This window comes from Chryseobacterium culicis, assembly GCF_900108365.1.
Classification (GTDB): Bacteria; Bacteroidota; Bacteroidia; order Flavobacteriales; family Weeksellaceae; genus Chryseobacterium; species Chryseobacterium culicis.
The window spans coordinates 90,806-112,686 of sequence record NZ_FNWQ01000006.1 but is presented as its reverse complement, the minus strand read 5'-3'; the positions used below and the strand labels follow the sequence as shown (position 1 = coordinate 112,686).

At 38.6% G+C, this 21,881-nt stretch carries 21 protein-coding genes; 6 read left to right on the top strand and 15 right to left on the bottom strand.

The genetic code is table 11. The annotated features are described in order from the left end of the window. Positions 1 to 60: 60 nt before the first annotated feature. Genes BLW74_RS18705 through BLW74_RS18695 form a run of 3 tightly spaced genes read left to right on the top strand, consistent with a single transcriptional unit; the run spans position 61 to position 2,223 of the window. Positions 61 to 813 (top strand): MlaE family ABC transporter permease, encoded by a 753-nt coding sequence (locus BLW74_RS18705; protein WP_089694934.1) that lies wholly within the window; start codon positions 61 to 63, stop codon positions 811 to 813. Continuing rightward, the gene (locus tag BLW74_RS18700) at positions 813 to 1,628 is read left to right on the top strand and encodes an ABC transporter ATP-binding protein (RefSeq protein WP_089694932.1); all 816 of its coding nucleotides are present in this window, start codon (positions 813 to 815) and stop codon (positions 1,626 to 1,628) included. The genes BLW74_RS18705 and BLW74_RS18700 overlap by 1 nt, the downstream gene beginning before the upstream one ends. Further along, positions 1,612 to 2,223, top strand: a complete 612-nt coding sequence (locus BLW74_RS18695) for an outer membrane beta-barrel protein (RefSeq protein ID WP_089694930.1) — start codon at positions 1,612 to 1,614, stop codon at positions 2,221 to 2,223. Before BLW74_RS18700 ends, BLW74_RS18695 begins: the two co-directional genes overlap by 17 nt. 36 nt (positions 2,224 to 2,259) lie before the next feature. Here the strand turns inward: BLW74_RS18695 and BLW74_RS18690 are convergent, their stop codons facing one another. Then, positions 2,260 to 2,571, bottom strand: coding sequence for a hypothetical protein (locus BLW74_RS18690; RefSeq protein ID WP_089694928.1), 312 nt, complete (start codon positions 2,569 to 2,571; stop codon positions 2,260 to 2,262). Between the two features lie 85 nt (positions 2,572 to 2,656). After that, positions 2,657 to 3,463, bottom strand: coding sequence for a M48 family metallopeptidase (locus BLW74_RS18685; RefSeq protein ID WP_089694926.1), 807 nt, complete (start codon positions 3,461 to 3,463; stop codon positions 2,657 to 2,659). Positions 3,464 to 3,568: 105 nt separating this feature from the next. Between BLW74_RS18685 and BLW74_RS18680 the strand changes: the two genes are divergently transcribed. Next, positions 3,569 to 4,123 carry a DUF4251 domain-containing protein gene (locus BLW74_RS18680; RefSeq protein WP_089694924.1) on the top strand — a complete coding sequence of 185 codons (555 nt, stop codon included), beginning with the start codon at positions 3,569 to 3,571 and terminating at the stop codon, positions 4,121 to 4,123. Here BLW74_RS18680 and meaB read toward each other — a convergent pair. Continuing rightward, entirely contained in the window at positions 4,120 to 5,112 is a 993-nt protein-coding gene (gene meaB, locus BLW74_RS18675; protein ID WP_089694922.1) for a methylmalonyl Co-A mutase-associated GTPase MeaB, read from the bottom strand. The genes BLW74_RS18680 and meaB overlap by 4 nt on opposite strands. A 198-nt stretch (positions 5,113 to 5,310) precedes the next feature. On the opposite strand from meaB, the gene BLW74_RS18670 reads away from it, so the two are divergent. Further along, entirely contained in the window at positions 5,311 to 5,604 is a 294-nt protein-coding gene (locus BLW74_RS18670) for a c-type cytochrome (RefSeq protein ID WP_089694920.1), read from the top strand. A gap of 19 nt (positions 5,605 to 5,623) precedes the next feature. Further along, positions 5,624 to 5,911, top strand: coding sequence for a c-type cytochrome (locus BLW74_RS18665; RefSeq protein WP_089694918.1), 288 nt, complete (start codon positions 5,624 to 5,626; stop codon positions 5,909 to 5,911). A 49-nt stretch (positions 5,912 to 5,960) separates the two neighbouring features. Here the strand turns inward: BLW74_RS18665 and BLW74_RS18660 are convergent, their stop codons facing one another. The 12 genes from BLW74_RS18660 to BLW74_RS18605 all read right to left on the bottom strand — a co-directional run bounded on the left by BLW74_RS18660 (position 5,961) and on the right by BLW74_RS18605 (position 21,878). Beyond that, on the bottom strand, positions 5,961 to 6,467 hold the full coding sequence (locus BLW74_RS18660) for a tetratricopeptide repeat protein (protein ID WP_089695261.1): 507 nt from the start codon (positions 6,465 to 6,467) through the stop codon (positions 5,961 to 5,963). Next, entirely contained in the window at positions 6,454 to 7,152 is a 699-nt protein-coding gene (gene prfH / locus BLW74_RS18655; protein WP_089694916.1) for a peptide chain release factor H, read from the bottom strand. Before prfH ends, BLW74_RS18660 begins: the two co-directional genes overlap by 14 nt. A gap of 3 nt (positions 7,153 to 7,155) precedes the next feature. Continuing rightward, positions 7,156 to 7,701 carry a nucleotidyltransferase family protein gene (locus BLW74_RS18650; protein ID WP_089694913.1) on the bottom strand — a complete coding sequence of 182 codons (546 nt, stop codon included), beginning with the start codon at positions 7,699 to 7,701 and terminating at the stop codon, positions 7,156 to 7,158. 77 nt (positions 7,702 to 7,778) lie between these two features. Next, positions 7,779 to 9,170, bottom strand: a complete 1,392-nt coding sequence (locus BLW74_RS18645; protein ID WP_089694911.1) for an RtcB family protein — start codon at positions 9,168 to 9,170, stop codon at positions 7,779 to 7,781. A gap of 27 nt (positions 9,171 to 9,197) precedes the next feature. After that, positions 9,198 to 9,935, bottom strand: a complete 738-nt coding sequence (locus tag BLW74_RS18640; RefSeq protein WP_089694909.1) for a hypothetical protein — start codon at positions 9,933 to 9,935, stop codon at positions 9,198 to 9,200. 446 nt (positions 9,936 to 10,381) lie between these two features. Then, complete coding sequence (locus BLW74_RS18635) at positions 10,382 to 10,882, bottom strand: hypothetical protein (RefSeq protein ID WP_089694908.1); 501 nt, start codon at positions 10,880 to 10,882, stop codon at positions 10,382 to 10,384. 58 nt (positions 10,883 to 10,940) lie between these two features. Next, positions 10,941 to 13,058 carry a methylmalonyl-CoA mutase gene (gene scpA, locus BLW74_RS18630; protein ID WP_089694906.1) on the bottom strand — a complete coding sequence of 706 codons (2,118 nt, stop codon included), beginning with the start codon at positions 13,056 to 13,058 and terminating at the stop codon, positions 10,941 to 10,943. A gap of 138 nt (positions 13,059 to 13,196) precedes the next feature. Beyond that, complete coding sequence (locus BLW74_RS18625) at positions 13,197 to 16,250, bottom strand: reprolysin-like metallopeptidase (protein ID WP_089694904.1); 3,054 nt, start codon at positions 16,248 to 16,250, stop codon at positions 13,197 to 13,199. 137 nt (positions 16,251 to 16,387) lie between these two features. Then, complete coding sequence (locus BLW74_RS18620; RefSeq protein ID WP_089694902.1) at positions 16,388 to 18,490, bottom strand: prolyl oligopeptidase family serine peptidase; 2,103 nt, start codon at positions 18,488 to 18,490, stop codon at positions 16,388 to 16,390. Positions 18,491 to 18,580: 90 nt separating this feature from the next. Continuing rightward, a complete protein-coding gene (locus BLW74_RS18615; protein ID WP_089694900.1) occupies positions 18,581 to 19,258 on the bottom strand; it encodes a hypothetical protein in 678 nt (225 codons plus the stop codon). A gap of 78 nt (positions 19,259 to 19,336) precedes the next feature. Continuing rightward, complete coding sequence (gene prfA / locus BLW74_RS18610) at positions 19,337 to 20,422, bottom strand: peptide chain release factor 1 (protein WP_089694892.1); 1,086 nt, start codon at positions 20,420 to 20,422, stop codon at positions 19,337 to 19,339. A 157-nt stretch (positions 20,423 to 20,579) separates the two neighbouring features. Then, entirely contained in the window at positions 20,580 to 21,878 is a 1,299-nt protein-coding gene (locus BLW74_RS18605; protein ID WP_089694890.1) for an APC family permease, read from the bottom strand. Positions 21,879 to 21,881: the final 3 nt, after the last annotated feature.

The window sequence follows — 21,881 nt, the reverse complement described above, 5'->3', positions numbered from 1 at the left end:
GAGGCTTTAGTCTTATACCGGACTCTGGCCTAATTCAATAAAAAAGTCTAATTTAGCAGTATGTTAAAAAAGTTTTTCACAGCCATAGGGGAATATATGATCCTCTTAGGGAAATCCCTGCAGAAGCCTCAGAAAATGAGGGTGTTCTGGAAGCTGTTTATGAGAGAAATTAATGATTTGGGAGTCAATTCTTTCGGGCTTGTTGTCTTCACATCCATCTTTGTGGGGGCTGTAGTGGCCATCCAGATGTTCAATAACTTTGATGCATCTTCCTTTCCTATCCCCACTTCATTTGTAGGATATGCTACAAAGGCGGTTCTTGTTCTTGAATTTGCACCTACAATTATCAGCTTGATTCTGGCCGGTAAAGTAGGCTCCTATATTGCTTCCAGTATTGGAACAATGAGAGTTTCCGAACAGATTGACGCGCTGGATATCATGGGGGTAAATTCTCCCAATTTCCTGATATTTCCTAAAATCATCGCCTGTATGCTTTTTAATCCCCTTCTTATTGCCATCAGTATCGTATTTGGTATCGGAGGAGGTTATATTGCCGGGATTTTAACAGGAAACTGGACAGAAAACGATTATATTGTGGGTATTCAAATGTATATGCCGAATTTATTTATTTACTATGCATTTACCAAGACCATTGTTTTCGCTTTTATCATTGCCACCGTACCTTCCTATTTCGGCTATTATGTGAAAGGAGGATCGCTGGAGGTAGGTAGAGCCAGTACGCAGGCTGTAGTATGGACAATGGTGTTCATTATCATTTCCGAATTAATTTTAACCCAATTAATATTAAGCTGATGATTGAGGTAAAGGATCTTAAGAAAAGTTTTGGAGATGTTGAAGTGCTTAAAGGAATTTCAACCTCATTTGATAAGGGAAAGGTAAACTTAATCATTGGACAGAGTGGTTCCGGGAAAACCGTTTTTCTTAAAAGTTTATTGAATGTTTACATGCCCTCTTCCGGAGAAATCTTATTTGACGGCAGAGACGTAAACACCATGAACAGAGAAGAAAAACAGCATCTTCGCTCAGAAATCGGGACTGTATTTCAGGGAAGTGCATTATTTGATTCCTTAACGGTGGAAGAAAATATCATGTTTCCTCTTGACATGTTTACCAATCTTACCTATAGAGAAAAAAAGAAAAGGGTTTTTGAAGTAATAGGACGAGTACATCTTGATAAGGCAGAAAAAAAATATCCTTCGGAGATTTCAGGAGGTATGCAGAAAAGGGTGGCTATTGCGAGAGCTATTGTTAACAATCCCAAATATCTGTTCTGTGATGAGCCCAATTCCGGGCTGGATCCTTATACTTCCAAGATCATTGATGATCTTCTTTATGAAATCACGAAAGAGTATAATACCACAACCATCATCAATACCCACGATATGAACTCTGTAATGACAATTGGTGAGAAAATTGTATACCTACGACTGGGAATCAAAGAATGGGAGGGTAACAAAGACATCCTGATTACTGCAGGCAATAAAAATCTGATTGATTTCGTTTATTCTTCAGAACTGTTTAAAGAACTGAGAGACTATTTACTTGAGAATAATAAAACGATTGAAACTACAAATACAAAAATAGACGATAATGAAAAAGGCACTTAGTATAGCGTTATTAGGATTTTCAATGTGGGCTTCCGCACAGATTTCACTGGCAGGTAAAGCTAACTTAATATTCCCTACAGGCTCTCCTTCATGGTCCAATATTAAAGGAACAGTGAACGATGCCATTGATGGGAAAGGTAAAAACAATGTAGGTTTCAATGTGGGACTTTCATTAAAAGTGGGTCTTCCTACTTCATTGTTTGTAATGCCGGAGATTTACTATACTCACTTCAAAAACGAATTTACTACAGAGAATACAACTTTTGACGTTAAAAGCAACCGTATAGATGTTCCTGTTCTGTTAGGATACAATCTTTTAGGAAATATGCTGGGAGTTTTTGTGGGACCTGTAGGAAGTTTTAACTTAAACAAAGACAATACTTACAACGATTTTAAGGAAAATGCTAAAAATGATTTTACCGTAGGATACCAGTTTGGTGCTCAGTTGGAAATCAAAAAGTTTCTTGTCAATGCAAGATATGAAGGCGCTTTCAGTAAAGATGAAAGAAATTTCATCAATAAAGTTTCCGGTTCGGAAATCAGATATGATAACAGACCTAATCTTTTTATGGTAGGTTTAGGATATAAATTCTAAGGAATTATTGAAAATAACAACGGGAAACCCTCAAATTTAAATTTGAGGGTTTTTATTTTGTTCTTCAAGTTCAGCCTGGCGTTTTGCAATTTCCGCAGCCTGTTTCTCAAGCTCTTCTTTGTCTTTCTGCAGCTGTTTGAATTCTTTTTTCTTCTGGTCTGCCCTTATAGCACTTCCCTTGCTTACATATCCTACCATTCCTCCAATGATAAGTCCTATCCCAACTCCTGCCATCATCCCCATAATATGAGACATTGTAATTTTTTCGACAGTAAAATCAGTTGTCAGATAGAAAAGTAATGCAGAAACAGCTAACAGTATAAGTCCGGTGATTGATAAACTCTTCATAAAATTGTGTTTAGGTGGTTAAATAAAAAAGCCTTATCAAATTTACTAAAAATTTAATAAGGCTTTTTCAAGATTAAAATTCTGATTATATTTTTCCTCCCGCAGCCTTATAATATTCTAAAGCTTTCGGTAAATCTTTGTTGATATCTGAGATTCTTGTTTCCGGGTTCGGGTGGGTAGACAAGAATTCGGGCTGTCTTGCTCCTGAAGAAGCAGCTTCCATTCTGTTCCAGAAAGGAATTGCAGCTCTGGGATCATATCCTGCCATAGACATCAGGTAAAGCCCCATTTCATCAGCTTCAGATTCCTGGCCTCTTCCATATTTCAATAGAGCAACCTGTGAACCGATAGGATATACCTTCTGGAAAACACTTGCCCATTGCGAATTTGAAATTGTTCCTCCAAGAATGGCACCTCCATACTGAGCTACCATAGCCTGAGAAATTCTTTCATTTCCGTGGCCTGCCAATGCGTGGGAAACTTCATGTCCCAATACTACAGCAAGTCCGTTATCATCTTTTGTTACCGGTAATATACCTGTATAAACCGCTACTTTACCTCCAGGCATACACCATGCATTGAGTTCAGTACTTTGCAGAAGGTTAAATTCCCAGCTGTAATTAGCAAGATCTGCTGATCTTCCAATACTCTGATAATATCTTTCCGCTGCGCTTTTAATTCTGTTCCCTACATTTACCACTCTCTTTGCATCTGCCGTACCGGTAATCACTTTACCTTTAGACAATGTCGTCTTGTATTCCTGTGAAGACATTGTTAAAATTTCCGAATTATTGGCCAGCTGTAAAGAAGACCTCCCAGTAATGGGGTTTGTAGTACAGGCAACAGCCGAAAGAGCAATTGCTCCCATTCCAAATAGATGTGTAACTTTCATAGTTTGAGTGTTAATAATTCAACCTTAACAATTTTTATTCCAAAATATTTCAGAAAGAATATATTTGCATACATTTTGCTGTTTAAATTTAATAATTATATCATTATGAAAAAGTATATTTCTTTACTGATGATTTTTGGATTCCTGCTCTTTTTTCAAAGCTGTGCTTCACAGGGTTCTTCAGATCCTAAAACGGTGGAAACGCTGGTGAACGCCCAGGAGTTTACCTTCCATGCAGAAAGAGCCAATCCCACGAATTATGACGTTATTAATGTTCTGAATTCAATGCCGAATGCTACTGCTACCCGAGTATTAAACCTGAGTGGCGATTATACAGTTGACGTAAGTAAAAATACACTGGAAGTAGTGCTTCCTTACTTCGGAAGATTATTCAATCCAACGTATGGAAATACAAATGACAACGGCTATAGATTTACTTCTAAAGATTTTACCGTAAGTAAAACCCAGAATAAAAATGGAAAATGGACTTTAAAGTTCAAACCGAAAGATGTAAGAACGGTAGACGAAATGAATATCGAAATTTTTAAAAACGGAAAAGCCTCTGTTTCTGTAAGAAGTAACGACAGACAGCCGATCATTTATGACGGATATATCTCAAAAACAGAAGTGAAAAAGGAAAACGAGAACGAAAAGCCTTAATCCCTGTTTTCACTGGATAAGAATTTTTCAACAAACAATTTTGCTTCAGTACTTGGGTTCGAAACCATGGCTGAAGCATTTTTTTTATGCATATGATACGCTTCTTCCACGGCACTGCTCTTTTTCATGAGAGACAGTATATATTCCTGGACCCAATATTCAAAGCGTTTCTCTGCCTGCTGAATACGTACTTCCTCAAAACGTCCTGATTTCTTTTTGAGATCAATAAATTCGGAGATCGTATCATAAACTTCCATCAGTCCTTCATTAAACAATGCAGAACCCAACAGAACAGGGATCTTCCACCCTTTTTCTTTAGGCGGGATAAAATCTAATGCTCTTTTTAGCTCCAGTCTTGTATTTTTTGCTTTCTGAAGGTTGTCCTGATCTACTTTATTGATGAAAATAAGGTCTACCATTTCCATGATTCCCCGTTTAATTCCCTGAAGCTCATCTCCTCCCCCAATGATTTTAAGGAATAAGAAAACGTCGGTTATATCTGCTACCAGAACTTCTGACTGCCCAACTCCTACTGTTTCTATTAATATATAATCATATCCTGCAGCTTCGCAGATCATCATGGTCTCAAAGGTAGTATTGGCTACTCCGCCCAGAAATCCGGAGCTTGGCGAAGGGCGTATGAATGCATTTTCTTCTTTGGCCAATTCTTCCATTCTAGTTTTATCCCCCAAAATACTTCCCTTATTGATGGCTGAGCTCGGATCTATCGCCAGTACGGCTACTTTTTTGCCCTGAGCAATAACAAGCCGCCCGAAATTTTCTATAAAAGTAGATTTTCCGGCTCCCGGCACTCCTGTTATTCCAATCCTCACAGAATTTCCTGTAAGCGGCATAATCTGCTTCAGAAGTTCTTCGGCCTGTACCCTGTGCTCTGCCTTTTTACTTTCAACCAATGTAATAGCTTTTGCAATCAGGCGCTTATTTCCTGATTGTATTCCGTCTATCAGCTCTTCTGTGGAAAATTTCATTGATTCAAAATTAATAATTAAAATGCGAATGGTCAATAGCCTGTTCATAATGATAGAATAAAAGGCTTAAATTATTTTTATTCAGGATTATGATTTTTTTATGATTTCAATTTTTATTTCTTCTAAATTAAAACTAGAACCCTCTGTATAAATAGGTGGAGGAATTTATTACATTTGTTATATATCAAAAGAAGAAACATGAAAAAACTCATCGCTGCGGCGTCCTTTACTGCTATTTTGCTGGTTTCCTGTACGCCGAAAGCTTCTACATCCTCTGCTACTCCGGGAACATCTTCATCTACTGCAGAGCAGATTGCCCAGGGGAAAACTATTTTTGAAAACTCTTGCGGAAGATGTCATAAACTGCCTGATCCTGCGTCACATAATCCTGTACAATGGGTGGGAATTATGAATTCTATGGCACCCAAAGCAAAACTTACGGATGAGCAGCACCAATGGGTTTATGATTATATTGTCTCTGTGAAAAAATAATCCTCAAACAAAATATGGTATGAAAAAACTTGTCTTAAGCGGTATTGCAGCATCAGTATTCCTGGTGTCATGCGGACCTAAAAGCGTAGCTGTAACAGGCCCAAAGTATACCTCATCTGAACAGCTGGCGCAAGGAAAAACTATTTTCGAAAACTCCTGTGCGAAATGCCATAAGCTTCCTGAACCTGCCAAGCATGATGATAAAGGATGGATCAATACTTTAAGCAGAATGGCTCCAAAGGCTAAACTAAGCGATGACCAACATCAAATGGTATATGATTATCTGATCTCTGTGAATAAAAAATAAGCTTTCTAACGAAAGCTTATCTCTTTTAACTGTATTACATTCAAACAGATTATTCTGCTTTTTTTACGGTTCTTGTTCTGGTTACTTTTCCCTTCACCAGCTTTTCTCTTTCTTCGAGGGCTTCAAGTGCTGCGCGGCTGTAAGCAAATTTTTTAGCTTCTTTAAGCGTTGCCAAAGCCTTTTTGTACTCAAAATTTCTTTCCTGAAGAAGAGACATGCAGTTCATAATTTCCGATTTATCGATACCTTTTAGCTTTATTGCAAATTCAATTAATTTTTCTGCTTCTTGGTAATCTTCATTGTTCAGAAGACATTCAATATAATATTTAGGGGTATTGACATTTCCAATATTACTCTGCATGGCTTCATCAAAGTATTTCTTTGCAGTTTCATAATCTTTTAATTCTTCCGAATACACTCTTCCCATCAGGCAGAGGCTGTCTGCATCTTCCGGCTCATAGGACAAAGCATAGTTCAGCGCATCCAGACATTCAGAGAGATTAAATGGAAAGTAATCCAGTGCTTCAAAATAATATTTACTTTTAGTTAAGGTCATTTCTGTAGTTTTTGAGTTCATTTTTCAAGGCATTTCTTTGTTTTTTAAATGTCTTGTCTTCGTAATTCTTTTTAAAATCTGTTCCTGAAAATGTACGAACCGGATTTCCACGTTCTACCTGCATCTGCAGAGACCAGGTATCTTTAAGCTTTCTTTCCAGCTGTTGAATATAAACAGCCATTACCTTTTCTTTAAGTCTGATAACGGATAGTTTTTTATTCTCCAGCTGTGAACGGGAGTCCTGTACAAACACCGTTTCATGGGTAGGAATATAAGTGGCACGTACAGCGGTATTCACCTTGTTTACGTTTTGTCCTCCGCTTCCCTGGCTTCTTGCGGTTTGAAACCGGATATCTTTTTCATTGAAATCAATCATTTTCACATGCTCCAGTTCAAAAATTCCGATAAACCAGTTGCTTCTTTTATGCAGTTTCCTGAATGTACTTTTCCCTGTCCAGCAAACACTTCCCAGCCAGCTTTTTAAAAACGGGTCCAGGCATTTTCCTTTCAAAAGGAGTGTTACGGATTTCAATGTCAGGTTTTCATCGCCGCTTTCACGGTGAATGATTTCGCATTCAATTGTATTTTGTTTTGCCTCTTCAAGAAAGGTCTTCAGGACCTTGGCTACTACCCACTGGCATTCTAAAGGTCCTCTTCCTGAAGTGATCTGTATTAATTTTTCCATTTTTTATGTTGGCATTTTGCTTAATAAAGGGCTTCCAACCGGATTTATCCCTTTTTGTAATAAATCTTTTGCAGCCATTACTGCCCAGCATTTGTCACTTGAATGAATATTTCTGTAAAAAGAAAGTAAAATATCGGGTTTCACAACGGTAAAGCCATTAGCTTCGACAGTCTCAAGATCATCTTTTTCAAAAAAGTCTATGGTAATTCTGTGAAATTTATCGTTTTCCAGCTCTACTGTTTTCTCATACCTGCGGAAGTTTTCTTCACTTGGCAAGTGGTCATATCGGGTCCATACTTTTTGGAATCCCTCCTTCAGAAGAATGATCACAACTTCTGCGACATTTTCTTTTTTCACAAAAACATCAATATCCTTGTGGTCATGAGCATGTTTGTATTCTGTATGCCCTTTTTCTGACATAAAATGCCATGCCCAGCCTCCTGATATAATGACTTTATCTTTTAATTGCTCTAAAATTTCCAGCCCTGACTGAATTCTGAACTCCGGCCAGACTTCACCGTATCTTTTTATGTTATGTGGTGCTCCCATTTTTTTAATTTTAAAATATTTCTTTATTAAACCTTATAGGTTTTTGAAACCTATAAGGCTGTAAAGTATAAGATTAATTATTTGTCCATTCTCACAATTCTCGGCTGGAATGTTCCCAGGATATCTACCAGTTCGCTCTGTGCATTCATCACTTCATTAATATCTTTGTAGGCCATAGGTGCTTCTTCTGCATTTCCGCCCATCAATGTGACATTTTTCAGCTTAAGTTCTTTTTTGATATCATGCTGAGTGAAAAGGCTTCTGCACTCTCCTCTTGAATGGGCTCTTCCTGCGCCATGGGAAGCTGAATTCAAAGATTCCGGGTTTCCTTTTCCGCGAACGATGAATCCTTTTGCCGTCATAGATCCGGGGATCATTCCCAATTCATTTTCATTGGCAGGGGTAGCTCCTTTTCTGTGAACAATCACTTCTTTACCGTTATGAATTTCTTTCCATGCAAAGTTGTGATGGTTTTCTATTCTGGCTTTTACTCTTCCACCGACTGCTTTTACCAGTCTTCTGTGAATATCGTCATGACAGGCTGAAGCATAATCTCCGGCAAGATTCATTGCCGTCCAGTATTCCAATCCAAGATGGGTACTCAAATCCAGCCAGGCGAAGTTTTGGGCTTCTTTTGGCAATGGACACTGTTCTGCAGCCATTCTTGAATAATACTGTGCGATCTCTGCTCCAAGCCCTCTCGAACCGCTGTGAGAAAGTATTCCCAGATATTTTCCTTTGGGGAGACCAATTTCTTTGTCTTCTTCGGTGATTTCCACTTCCCCGAATTCCACAAAGTGATTGCCTCCGCCTGAGGATCCCATCTGTTTGATGGCTTTTCCCTTTAATCTTCTTAAGATCGGGATCATATCAAATGTATCTCTATCGAAAATTTCATGATCAATATGAGATTTATGCGTTTCATACATCCCGAATTTGGTATGTTCGGCAAGTGCTTTTTCGTATTTATCTCTTGCTCCTTCAAGATATGAAACAGGGGTGTCCAGAATACTAAGGCTCATTCTGCAGCCAATATCCATTCCTACTCCGTAAGGGATGACTGCATTTTCCACCGCCAGAACCCCTCCTATTGGAAGTCCGTATCCGCTGTGGGCATCCGGCATTAAAGCACCCTGAGTAGAAACAGGCAGTTTCAAAGCAGTATACAGCTGATTTTTTGCCTCTTCTGAAATATTGTCTCCAAAAATCTGAAAGGAAGCACGCTGTGAATTCAGCATTCTTTTTTCTGTTTTTTTGGATGAAAGCAGGGTTTCTGCAATTTGCCCGAAAGTGAGATCTTTTTCAAATTCTTCCGGATTCAGCAGGATTTCCTTTAAAAGAGCTTTTACGTGATGAATATTCTTCGTTGCAAAATTTCTTTTCATGACTTCCAATGCTACGTTTACGCTTTGGTTATTTGGATAGCCCAGTTTTAATATATCTTTTCCTTTTAGTTTTAAATTTCCCATTGATTTTGTTTTAAATAACAGTTGGACTCATAAGTCCTGTAAGCTTTCTGCAATCTCTGTTGCAGAAATTGTGCAGGTAACATATTTCCTGCTTCTGATAAGTGAAATATCTTCTCTTTTCCTTTTCCACGGATATGATTTTCCATAAATTGTTTTGTGAATAATTCCAACAATTTTATACTGCCCTAAATAATCTCCCAGTTCTGCATATTCTTTTTCCAATTCAAAATCTACAGGTTTATAATGAGTGATCATATTGGGTCTTGTACGCAGGGTAAATCTCCAGGATTCCGTGAATTCGTAGTAAGGCACATACATCTTTCTGGCAGGACAATATTCTTCCTGTTTCAAAAAATACTGTCTTTCCCTTGGTGTAAGTCCCAATTTTGGATCATTCCATGAATACGTAGAGATCTGCTTAAGTTTCTGTTCTCTCGCTACATATATTCTTCGTCCGAATTTTCTTTTCTTTTTCAAAAACCGGCGGCTTTCCGAATACATGTACGTATTGATCTTCTTCAGAATTCCTTCAAAGAAATCTCCGTCTTTAGATCTCATTACATCTTCCCTTATCACAAAGAATCTTACAAATCCTCTCTGATACGGTTTATCCAAAGGAATCCATGGAATATTTCGTCTGATATCCCAAAGCTCTTCACTACGTTTATATTTTGTTCTTATCTGCTTTTCTACATCTTTTCTAATTGCTCTTTTTCTGCTTCTCAAGCTTCTCAGGCGGGAATACAGAAGGTTATCATTTTCCATTGTTACAAGAAGTCTGATGTGAGATCTTGGAAAATTATCGGCGTTATCTCACACAACCTTTTAATCAACTAAAACATTAGTTAATGGATTAATAATAGGCTCTAACAGTTCTGAGGAATGAACCTCATCCTATTTTGCCTTTAATGACACTAAAAAAGATTTCGGGAAACTGAAGTTTGAAATATTGCGCAATAAAAAACCCGAAATCTCTACGACTTCGGGTTTTGATATTTCATTGTACTGTTATTCTAAGAATGTACCAAACCGCGAAGCCTTACCACCATAAGTGGCAATCCAACTGTAGAATTCTGTTTTGTTTTGAACATTGCTTCGTTGTTTTTAATGGGTTAAACTTGATTTTCAGATGCAAATATATACATTTTTCTGAAAATCAAAATATTTTAATAAAAAAAAGACTGTTTTTAAGCAGTCTTTTTATTTTGAAATTAGTCTTTTGAGCCTAAACTGTCCATTTCATCATCCATTCCTTTCACCTGATTGGAATGGTAGACTCTTTCTGAACCTAGAAAGTAAATATTATGCCTTGCTTTAGCAATAATACCGTTATATTCATGCTCAGTCATGCCATCCGGAATGGTATCTCTTTTCTCTGAAGGTCTGCGATAGACTTCCAGCGCTCCATATTCATTTAATACTTCTTTGGCGGCTTTTGCCTCTTCGAGATCATCGGTGTAAACAATAACATTGCTTCTTCCTATGCTGTGTTTGCGGTAAGCGTCCAGCATTTCTGCATCGTGGGCAAAAACATAGTCAAAAAAACTCTGTGTCTGCTTATCTTCCTGATACTGGTCAGCGGACATACCGCTTTCTACCTTAGACTTTGAGACAATGATGTTCGCTTCGGAAAAGCCTTTTTCTTTTAATCCTTTTTTAATTTCCTCTGTATCTACAGTCACCGGAAATACTGAAACTACTGTATAAGCCATAATGAAATTTTTTCATTAAACTATACAAAAGCCATGCAAGTTATTCTTTTGTGAAGAATTAATTTAGAAATCTTTCCAGAATTTCTACGGCGCATTTCGGGAGATTGGTTCCGGGCCCGAAAATAAAGTCGGCCCCGTTAGCATAAAGGAATTCATAATCCTGCTGTGGAATTACGCCTCCTACAACAATGGTAATATCATCTGCTCCCAGTTTGGACAATTCTTCCACTACCTGCGGAACGAGTGTTTTGTGCCCGGCGGCCAGGGATGATACTCCTAAAATGTGAATATCATTTTCTACAGCTTGTTTAGCGACTTCTTCCGGTGTCTGGAACAGCGGAGCAACATCCACATCAAATCCCATATCTGCAAATGCTGTGGCTACAACTTTTGCGCCTCTGTCGTGCCCATCCTGTCCCATTTTTGCAACCATTAGTCTTGGGCGACGTCCTTCTTCCTCTTCAAATTTCTGAGTAAGAGTAAGGGCTTTTTCAAAGTATTCGTTTTTACCGGCATTCATTGCATATACACCAGAAATTGTTTTAATATTGGCTTTATATCTTCCAAAAGTTTCTTCCATAGCATCACTCATTTCGCCAAGGGTAACTCTTCTTCTGGCGGCTTCGATACATAAGGCCAGAAGATTTCCTTTACCTGTCTGGGCGCTTTCGCGGATTTCGTTCAAAATTTGCTCTACAGCTTCTGTATTTCTTTCTTCTTTGATTGTTTTCAGTCTTTCAATCTGCTTTCTCCGAACCTCTGTATTGTCGATGTCCAGAATTTCTATCGCATCCTGCTTCAGTGAGGATTTGAATGAGTTAACGCCTATAATGAATTCTTCACCACTGTCAATTTTAGCCTGTTTTTTAGCTGCAGCTTCTTCAATTCTCATTTTTGGAATTCCGGCTTCTATGGCCTTGGTCATTCCTCCCTCCTGCTCTACCTCATCAATGTATCTCATCGCTTCTTCAATCATCTGCTGGGTGAGGCTTTCTACCAGATTACTTCCTCCCATCGGATCTACCACATCACATATTCCGCTTTCCTGCTGAAGGATAATCTGTGTATTTCTGGCGATCTTTGCTGAATAGTCTGTTGGAAGGGCAATGGCTTCATCCAGGGCATTGGTATGCAGAGACTGCGTGCCTCCTAACGCGGAAGATAAAGCTTCAATGGCTGTTCTTGTGATATTATTGAAAGGTTCCTGCTCTGTTAAAGACCATCCGGAAGTCTGGGAGTGAGTTCTTAGGGCCAGAGATTTTGGATTCTGAGGATTAAACTGTTTTAAAAGCGTTGCCCAGATATATCTTGCGGCACGCATTTTGGCAATCTCCATGAAATGATTCATCCCAATTGCCCAGAAGAAAGACAGTCTTGGGGCGAAATCATCTACATTCATTCCTGCTTTGATTCCTGTTCTTACATATTCAAGACCATCTGCCAGCGTATAGGCCATTTCAAGTACCGGCGTGGCTCCGGCTTCCTGCATATGGTATCCGGAAATGGAAATAGAGTTGAATTTTGGAATGTTTTGCGAAGTGTATTCAAAAATATCTGCGATAATCTTCATGGAAGGTGCCGGTGGATAAATGTAGGTATTTCTTACCATGAATTCTTTCAAAATATCATTCTGAATGGTTCCTGAAAGCTGGTCCTGTCTTACCCCCTGTTCTTCCGCTGCTACGATATAGAAAGACAAAATAGGAAGTACCGCTCCATTCATGGTCATGGATACCGAAATCTCATCTAATGGAATTTCGTTAAAAAGGATTTTCATATCCTCCACAGAGTCGATGGCAACCCCTGCTTTTCCTACGTCACCTACCACTCTTGTGTGGTCAGAATCATATCCTCTGTGTGTTGCGAGGTCAAATGCTACTGAAAGCCCCTTCTGCCCCGCAGCAAGGTTTCTTCTGTAAAAGGCATTGGATTCTTCGGCAGTGGAAAATCCTGCATACTGACGGATGGTCCATGGCTTTTGAACATACATGGTGGAATATGGTCCTCTGAGATAAGGAGCAATTCCCGGAGAGGTCTGCGTTAATGATTCATCTTTTACATCTTTCTTGTCATAGGATGATTTAAGCTCAAGCCCGTCTTTCTCAAAATTGTAAATCTCTTTTTCCTGAGGTGATACACTAAAATCCGGCTTTTTCACAGAAATTGTCTTTCGCATTCCAATTATTTTTGTCCCCGTAAAGTTAATTTTTTTGCGCGAAACATGAAACTTCTGTTAACATTCTGTTTTTCTCTATTTTAGCGAAAGAAAAAGACCGGGCGAATGCCCGGCCTTTCTTATTGGTGTATCGTCTGCTTATTTTTTGATAAGCTTCGTATTGTAGGTATTTTTGTCATCTTTTATCGTGATTACATACATCCCTTTGATTAATGAAGCAACGTTGATTCTCTGTCCGTCAATCTGTCCTTCCTGAGCTAATCTTCCGTCTGCAGTATAGATTTTATAATCTGCTTTTCCTTTCAGATTTTTCACTTCTACGAAAGTATCTGCAGGGTTCGGGTAAATTGAAATTTCTGATGATTTTACATCTTTTGTTTCGTTTACGGCAAGGGTAGTTGTAATTTTTACCGGCAGATCCATTACTGAACCTCCTCCTGTTGTAATGTCTCCACATGCACTCGCTAAGGCACCAGTGTTATACTTGGTAACAATTCTCATTCTTAAAAGTTTATCTCCTGCATACGTTGTTGAAGGCACTGTAAAGTTTTGAGCACCAAAGCTAACGCTTCCTGCCGGAACACCTCCAGAAACAGTAATTACTCTTTCAGATATTTCAAATACTCCATTTCTGTTATAATCAATCCAAACAGAAAGATTTAAAGGAACATTTGAATTGCTAAATGCCTGTCTTACTACAGGTGTAATAGCATATGCAGTTCCTTGAACCAAATTGATAATCTTACTAGGATCCTCAGATAAATCTTTATAAGATCTTAATGAAGGATCGTCATAAACAAGATTTGCTACTGTTACTTTTCTGATTGCTCCGACATAAGAAGTTCCTGAGTTCATTATACAATAATCAATACCAGTCTTTAAGCCGTTTGTTTTAAATACATAGTTATTAGAAAATGCACCAGGAACGCTGTTTACAACGGCTGCTACCTGTACTTCATAATTTGTTTCATCTTCAAGGCCTGTTAGCACCACTGAATTCGTCGTACTGGTTGTATTTGACCAAGTTGAAACGCCCTGCTTTCTATAATTAACAGAATAAGTTGCTCCAGGTACGCTATTCCAGGATACTCTGGCTGTTGTCTTAAATACCTCTGTACTTATTGTTGTAAGCCCTGTTGGGGCAGCAGTTGTAGAAGTAGGAGCATCCGCCACTGTAACTTGAGGAGAAACGGCGTAGAAAACGTTACCAATTGCTGATATTCTCAACTTAATTGGTGTCGTGATTGTATTAGGCATCTGTACTGTGAAGCTACCTGTATTTGGGGTAGAAGCTACTAAGTCTGTCCAGGTTGCTCCATTATCCGAAGTATAATCAATCTTAACGTTTGGTGAGTTATAAGGAGCTGTATTGGTATTGGCTACTTCCCACTGAATAACGTTATTAGCATTTTTATATAATACTGATGATGTAGTAAGTCCGTTAAACTTAAAAGGTCCGTCATTTCCAATCACTGTATTAACTTCTGAAGAAGAAAGCATTGGTCTTTGTGCGTTTTGATCTCTAACAGTTACAGCATAGCTTACGGTTCTAGGAACATAAGAAACAGTTTCCCAATTCGGGTTAGGATTATTTGCGGCATCAGTTTTATTGGTAAGAATTCCATTCATCACCAGAGGAAGGCTTGGGAAATATCTTCTTCCACTGCTCGTTCCAAAACGGGATCTTGTTAAAGCTCCTTGTGTATTGTATCCCCATCCTGTGTCTCCTGAAATTGAAGCTAAGCCGGTAACACTATTTGTCTGTTCCCAAGTATAATTAATAGCATCTCCTTCTGCATCTGTTGCTGATGCATCAAGATAATAGGCGGTTCCTTTAGGAACTGTATATGATGTAAGGGCTGCAATTACAGGTGGGGTATTATTAGTAATATTTTCTGATGTACCACATGTTGCAGGCTTACCTTCTAAATTCGTTAAAACCTGATCTACTGATTTATAGTGGAAATAAGCATCCGAAGACATTTGAACATTATCACTTGTGATCCCCGCATATCCCATAATAGTAGTTCCTCCTCCCGGCTCTACATTAACATTGCTTCCTTCCGATTTATTTGAAAATGTATGATTCCCTCCTAACTGATGTCCCATCTCATGCGCGACATAATCAATATCAAAAGAATCTCCGCTTGGAACATTATTAGATGGAGAAGTAAATCCTGATCCTTTACCTGCAGGTACGCTGGTGGTAGGGTCAACGCATATACAACCTATACATCCTGCATTTCCACCTCCTCCTGAAGCACCAAATAAGTGTCCGATATCGTAGTTTGCATTGGTTACCTGAGATGTCATTGTGTTCTGAAGTTCCAGATTCCACGCTCCATTTACCCCATCATCAGCAATTGAATAAGGATCTGCATTTGGATCTGTGTAAATAATATTCGGGAAGTTCTGAACCAATAATTTTATTCCGAAATCTTTTTCAAATACCCCGTTCACACGGCTCATCGTGTTGTTAATGGCAACCAGCGCCGGAGCTCGCTTTTGATCATCTGTAGCTGTAGCTGGCACACCTGCCAAGTTCATAAAGTATTGGGTATACTCTCCGGTAACAGAAACTGCCAATCTGTACGTTCTGAATTTTGTACTTGATGGTCTATTGGTTATTCCTACATTAGAAAGGGTCTTTTTACCATTAGCTTCTAATGCTTTTATGTCTTTAGAGTTCTTTTCGTTTGTAGAACACTCAAATCCGTGTTCGCTTTCTGTTCTCTTCGTCTTATAGAAAACCCCATAAACCTGCTTATCTGTAGTAATAGGCTCGATAAACTGGAATTTCCCGTCTTTGATGATCATAGACTGCATTTCGGTAGGTGCAGTACTGAATCTCACATATTTACCTGGGTCATCTACTCCTACTCCTACGTAAGATCCCAGCTGATATCTGTCTGCCATAGATTTTTCCATCACCGGATCACTGTAAACAGCAAATTTTTCAATTTTCCCTTCTGCCGTAGGAAGAGAAACAATAACAGCCTGAGCCCCTTTTCCTGTTTCTACAGCATCTTTCAAAATATTTCTCAGAGACTGTAAATCAACCCGGTAAGAATACTGAACTTCTACTTCCTTTCTGATCTGTGATGTCTTTTGCGAGGCAGGCTCCCACCTCTGTGCATTAACGCTGGAAAGCCCAGCTGCCAAAGCACAAACTAGTAAAATTCTTTTTTTCATAATTACTTAATTAATTTAGAATTAATAAACTTTTAATATCCGGCATAAAAATAAGAATTACAAACAATAACTCCATAAAAAAACCGACAAATTTTAAACAAAATAGTCGGTTTCATAAATATTATATTTTTATCTACTTATTTCTTTATTCCCATCTCAAATAAAGCAAATGAAATAAGATCTGCATTTTCACTGATCACCTGATCTGTAGATCTTCCGGCGCCGTGTCCTGCATTTTTTTCAATTCTCAAAAGAATAGGATTTTTGCATGCCTGTTTCTCCTGAAGCTCTGCTCCGAATTTGAATGAGTGTGCCGGAACTACTCTGTCATCATGATCACTGGTGATGATCATTGTAGATGGATAGCAAGTTCCTGCTTTTACGTTGTGCACCGGAGAATAGGATTTCAGATATTCAAACATTTCTTTGCTGTCTTCTGCAGTTCCGTAATCGTAAGACCATCCTGCTCCAGCTGTAAATTTGTTATATCGCAACATATCCAAAACTCCTACTCCAGGAAAGGCAACTCTTGCCAGATCCGGCCTCATAGTCATGGTAGCTCCTACTAGTAATCCGCCATTTGATCTTCCTGACAGTGCCATATATTCTTTGGAAGTATAACCTTTGTTTTGAAGATATTCTCCGGCAGCTATAAAGTCTTCAAAAACATTTTTCTTCTGTTGTTTTGTTCCCGCATCATGCCATTTTTTACCATATTCACCTCCACCACGGATGTTTGGAACCGCATAGATACCGCCATTTTCCATCCAGATCGCGTTTACTACGGAGAATGAAGGCTGCAGACTTATGTTGAAACCTCCATAAGAGTATAGAATAGTAGGATTTTTACCGTCAAGCTTGGTTCCTTTTTTATAATTGATCATCATAGGAACTTTTGTCCCATCTTTGGAAGTATAGAAGACCTGTTCAGAAACATAATCATCCGGATTAAACTTCACTTTAGGTTTTTGATAGACTTCAGATTTTCCTGAGTCTACGTTGAATTTATACGTTGTACCCGGCGTGATATAATTGCTGAAAGAAAAATAAACCTCTTTCTCTTTTTCCTTTCCTCCGAATCCTGAGATATTTCCTTTTCCGGGAAGGGTAATTTCTCTAATCAATTTTCCTGTTTTATCGAACTGCTTTACCTGATCTATAGCATCAATCATATAGGTTGCAAAGAAATATCCTCCACCTGAAGAAATTCCTAAAACATTTTCTGTCTGCGGAATTACATCTTTCCACGTTGAAGGAGCGGGATTCGCAATGGTAGTTTTTACAAGACGCATATTCGGGGCATCTTTATCTGTAAAGATGAAAAGATCATCCCCTTGTGTATCCACGATGCTGGCATTGATGTCAAATCCGCTCATAATTTGTACAAAATCGCCGCCTTTTTTAAGGTCTTTAATGTACAGTTCATTCCCGTTGGTAGCATTGGCAGCCGAAATAATCAGGTATCTCTGATCTTCGGAAACCCCTGCACTAAGATATCTTCTAGGTGTTTTATCGCCGCCGAAAATCAATTTATCCTGAGACTGCTTTGTTCCTAATTTATGGAAATATACCTTATGCTTATCCGTCATTCCGGAGAGTACGGTTCCTTCTTTTGGTTTGTCATAGCTTGAATAGTAGAATCCTTCGTCTCCCTGCCATGAAATTCCGCTGAATTTTACATCCAGTAATGTTTCATCAATCTGTTTTTTGGTTACTGCGTCGATGATAATTATCTTATTCCAGTCACTTCCTCCTTCAGAAATAGAATACGCGGCAAGGTTTCCTTTTTTATTGAATGAAAGATTAGAAAGTGAGGTAGTTCCTTTTTCGGAAAATTTATTCGGATCTAAAAATACTTCTGTAGCGTTGGTCTTATTGTTTGTTCTGTAGAGAACAGACTGAGCCTGTAAACCATCATTTTTATAATAATAGGTATAATCTCCTTCTTTGAAAGGGGCTGAAATTTTCTCATAGTTCCAGATATCTTTCAGCTGGTTTTTGATTTTATCCCTGAACGGAATTTTAGAAAGATAATTCTGGCTGTATGCTACTTCTTCATCTACCCATTTTTTTGTAGGTTCAGAATCATTTTCCAGATCTCTGAAAGGATCAGAAACGGCAGTACCGAAATAGGTATCTGTCTGGCTTCCTTTTAATGCCTTAGGATAATTCATTTTCTGAGAATAAAAAGATGCTGAAAATAGGACTCCAGCCGTTAACAATATAGGTTTAAAATTCATACTGATCGGTTTTTCTCAAAAATACGCAAAGTAAGCGAAATAAAAAAAGCCCCTTTACATTGGGACTTTTAGTTGTGATATGTTTTTCAGCTATTCATTAGCGCCGAAGCTTTCAAAATAAAAATCGGTAAGGTTGGAAACAATCTCATCCGGACTGCCATTCCAATAGTATATTTTATCGCCTTCTTTTAATTCGTATAAAGTAAAGTTCTGATCAGTTGTTACCGTTTTATCAGCATTCTTAAATTCCTGTGCTGCCTGAACGAGGTATTTTCTAAGGTCTTCTGCTTTTACTTTATTCAGGTCGCCTTTGGGTCCGGAAGTCAGTTTTGACGGAACCAGGAAGTTGACAGAGTAGCTTACTTCTGCTATTTTTTGTCCTTCAACATATTCATTTGGAACCACTTTTACCTCTTTAACGGTGAGTTTTCCTTTTTTAAAATTATCAAACATTCCTTTGAAATAGTCTTCAGCTTCTTTTTTATTGGCTGCAGCCGTAGCTTTAGGAAAGGCTGAAAGAAAGCTCTCTACACTGGCGTTGATCATTTCCTGAGAAGTTTCTTTAAAATTCACCTGGTACGCTACCTGCCCGTCTACTGTAGGCTTTAAATAGTCATTAAGCTTCGTTAATGCAGCTTCATCATTGTTCACAAAAGTACCAAAAAACAGTTCAAAGGCTTCTCTAGGTTTCTTTACCTCGGTTTGAGCCCTAAGCTGCTGCCCCATCATGATAAGCATCAGCAGCAGAATAATTTTGTAGGTTTTCATAGTTTATATTTTGTTTTGTTATTGGGAAAAACAAAGCCCCTGAAAAGTCAGAGGCTTTATTTCTTATTGTTTTTAATTTTAGTAATTTTCTTCTTCCCCCTTCATTTTCTCTGCGTTCTCCGCCATGATTACGGCATCAATCATTTCAGAAATATCTCCGTTCATATAAGCATCAAGGTTGTACATAGACTTGTTGATTCTGTGGTCTGTAACTCTACCTTGCGGGTAATTGTAGGTTTTAATTTTAGCAGAACGGTCTCCGGTAGAAACCATAGATTTACGCTGTGCTGCTATGTCTCCCTGTACTTTCTGCAATTCGATATCGTATAGTTTTGTTCTTAGCATTTCCATTGCCAACTCTCGGTTCGCCAGCTGGGAACGAGCCTGCTGACATACTACAACAAGTCCTGAAGGCTTGTGGGTAAGCTGAACTTTCGTTTCAACCTTGTTTACGTTCTGACCTCCGGCACCTCCTGAACGTGATGTCTGCATTTCAATATCAGCAGGATTCAGTTCAAAATCCACCTCTTCAGCTTCCGGAAGAACAGCAACGGTGATGGCAGAAGTGTGCACTCTTCCCTGAGATTCTGTTTCAGGTACACGCTGTACACGGTGAACTCCGGACTCGAATTTCATGATTCCGTATACTCCTTCTCCTTCCACTTTCATGATGAGTTCTTTGTACCCTTTAGCCGCTTCATTAGAATCTGTTACTTCATGTCTCCATCCTTTTGTTTTAAAATACATGGTATACATTCTGTAGATATCTTCAACGAAAATTGCTGCTTCATCTCCTCCTGTTCCGGCACGTAATTCCACGATAACGTTTTTGTCATCAGCCGGATCTTTAGGGATCAGTAATACTTTCAGTTCTTCTTCCAGTGCAGGAAGTTTAGCCTGAGCTTCCAGTTTTTCTTCTTTAGCAAGATCTACCAGATCTCTGTCTGAACCGTCTGCAATGATCTCTTCAGATTCTGCAATACTGTCCAGTGCGCCTTTGTACTGATCGTAAACTCTTACAATTTTTCCCAAATCACTATATTCTTTGTTCAAAGAAGAATATCTTTTTTGGTCTGAAATGACATCAGGCTGTATAATAAGGTCGGCAACCTCATTATATCTTTGTTTTATAGCTTCTAATTTTGGAATTAATGATTTAGACATTGTAGAAATTTTGTGGGTGCAAAGATAAGGATTATTAATTCAAAATTAAAATTCCGGATCATCATAAATTTTTGAGCACTAGGGATAAAGGATACGAAATGACAAAAACTGCCGATTATAAATTGTTTATCTGGCTTTAGGTAATGTAAAACCGGCTTTAAGCTCTTTTGGAGAGTCTTCTGTCTGTCAGATATAAAATAATTCCCACTGCAATAATTCCCAGACCTATAACGCTTTCTTTAGGGTTATGAATAAATGTAAAATAGAGAATGTAAAGACTGAACAATAAAAAAACTGCCGGAAAAATGTAGAACGCATTCGATTTAAAGATTTTTCTGTCCTTTTTCTTCAGGAAGAATACGGTAGAGATAGCGAGGCTTGCAAAAAGCTGTAAAATAAAAGCTGTATAGACAAAGATTTCTTTGAAACTTCCTGTCAGAATAATAATGGCAGCAATTACTGCATGGGCAAAAATTGCTTTTACCGGAATTCCTTTTTCATTACCTGCTGACAATGGTTTCCAAATATAGGTATGTTTAGCAAAAGCCTGGGTTAATCTTGATCCTACCCACAGGTAGCCGCTAATTGTTGCAACGAGCTGCAGGGCGATAAAAATATTGACGAACTTTCCAAATGCTGGTCCCAGCATATTAACCGCTGCTTCGCCCATCACGTCTTCCTTTCCTGCCAATTGTTCTATAGGAGCGTGCTTCAGCATAATATAATTCACCAGAATATAGCTTACCGTCACGAAAACAGTTCCTATAATCAGTGATTTCGGTAGGTTCTTCTGAACATCTTTTATTTCTCCTGCGATGTAGGACGCCGAATTCCAGCCTGTGTAGGAATAGGTGACAAATACCAGCGAAGTGGCGAAAGCCGGAAGCATAATCTCATTCTTCCAGCTGTCACTGAAGTTCAGACTATTTCCAATGTGTGGTGAATCCGAAAGTCCTACGCCCAAAATAATCAGCACAATAATAAAAGCGATCTTAATGAATGTAAAAAAGTTATGAAACCTGCTGGATGTTTTTAAGCTAAATGACAAAGCAATGGCAACGAGGAAAATGGCAGCAATGGCAAAACCGTTTCCAAAGGAATAATCAAATACGGAAAGGTACTTTGACATGGCTAAGGCCGCCAGTGCAACGGGAGAAGAAAATCCAATAATCAGGGAAACCCAGCTGATCAGATATCCAAAAATCGGATGATAGGTTTCTTTAAGATAGATAAAATCACCTCCGTTGCCTTTAAAGTGTGAGCCCAGTTCAGCATAGCAAAAAGCTCCGAACAGCGCGAGGACCCCTCCTATACTCCATAGCAGAAAAATACTGTAGGTATTGGTAATATCGGATAACTGAAATCCCAGTGTTGTAAAAATTCCCGTTCCGATCATATTGGAAACGACAATGGCTGCGGCTGTTTTCCAGCCAATCTGATGTGAGGTAGTACTCATTTA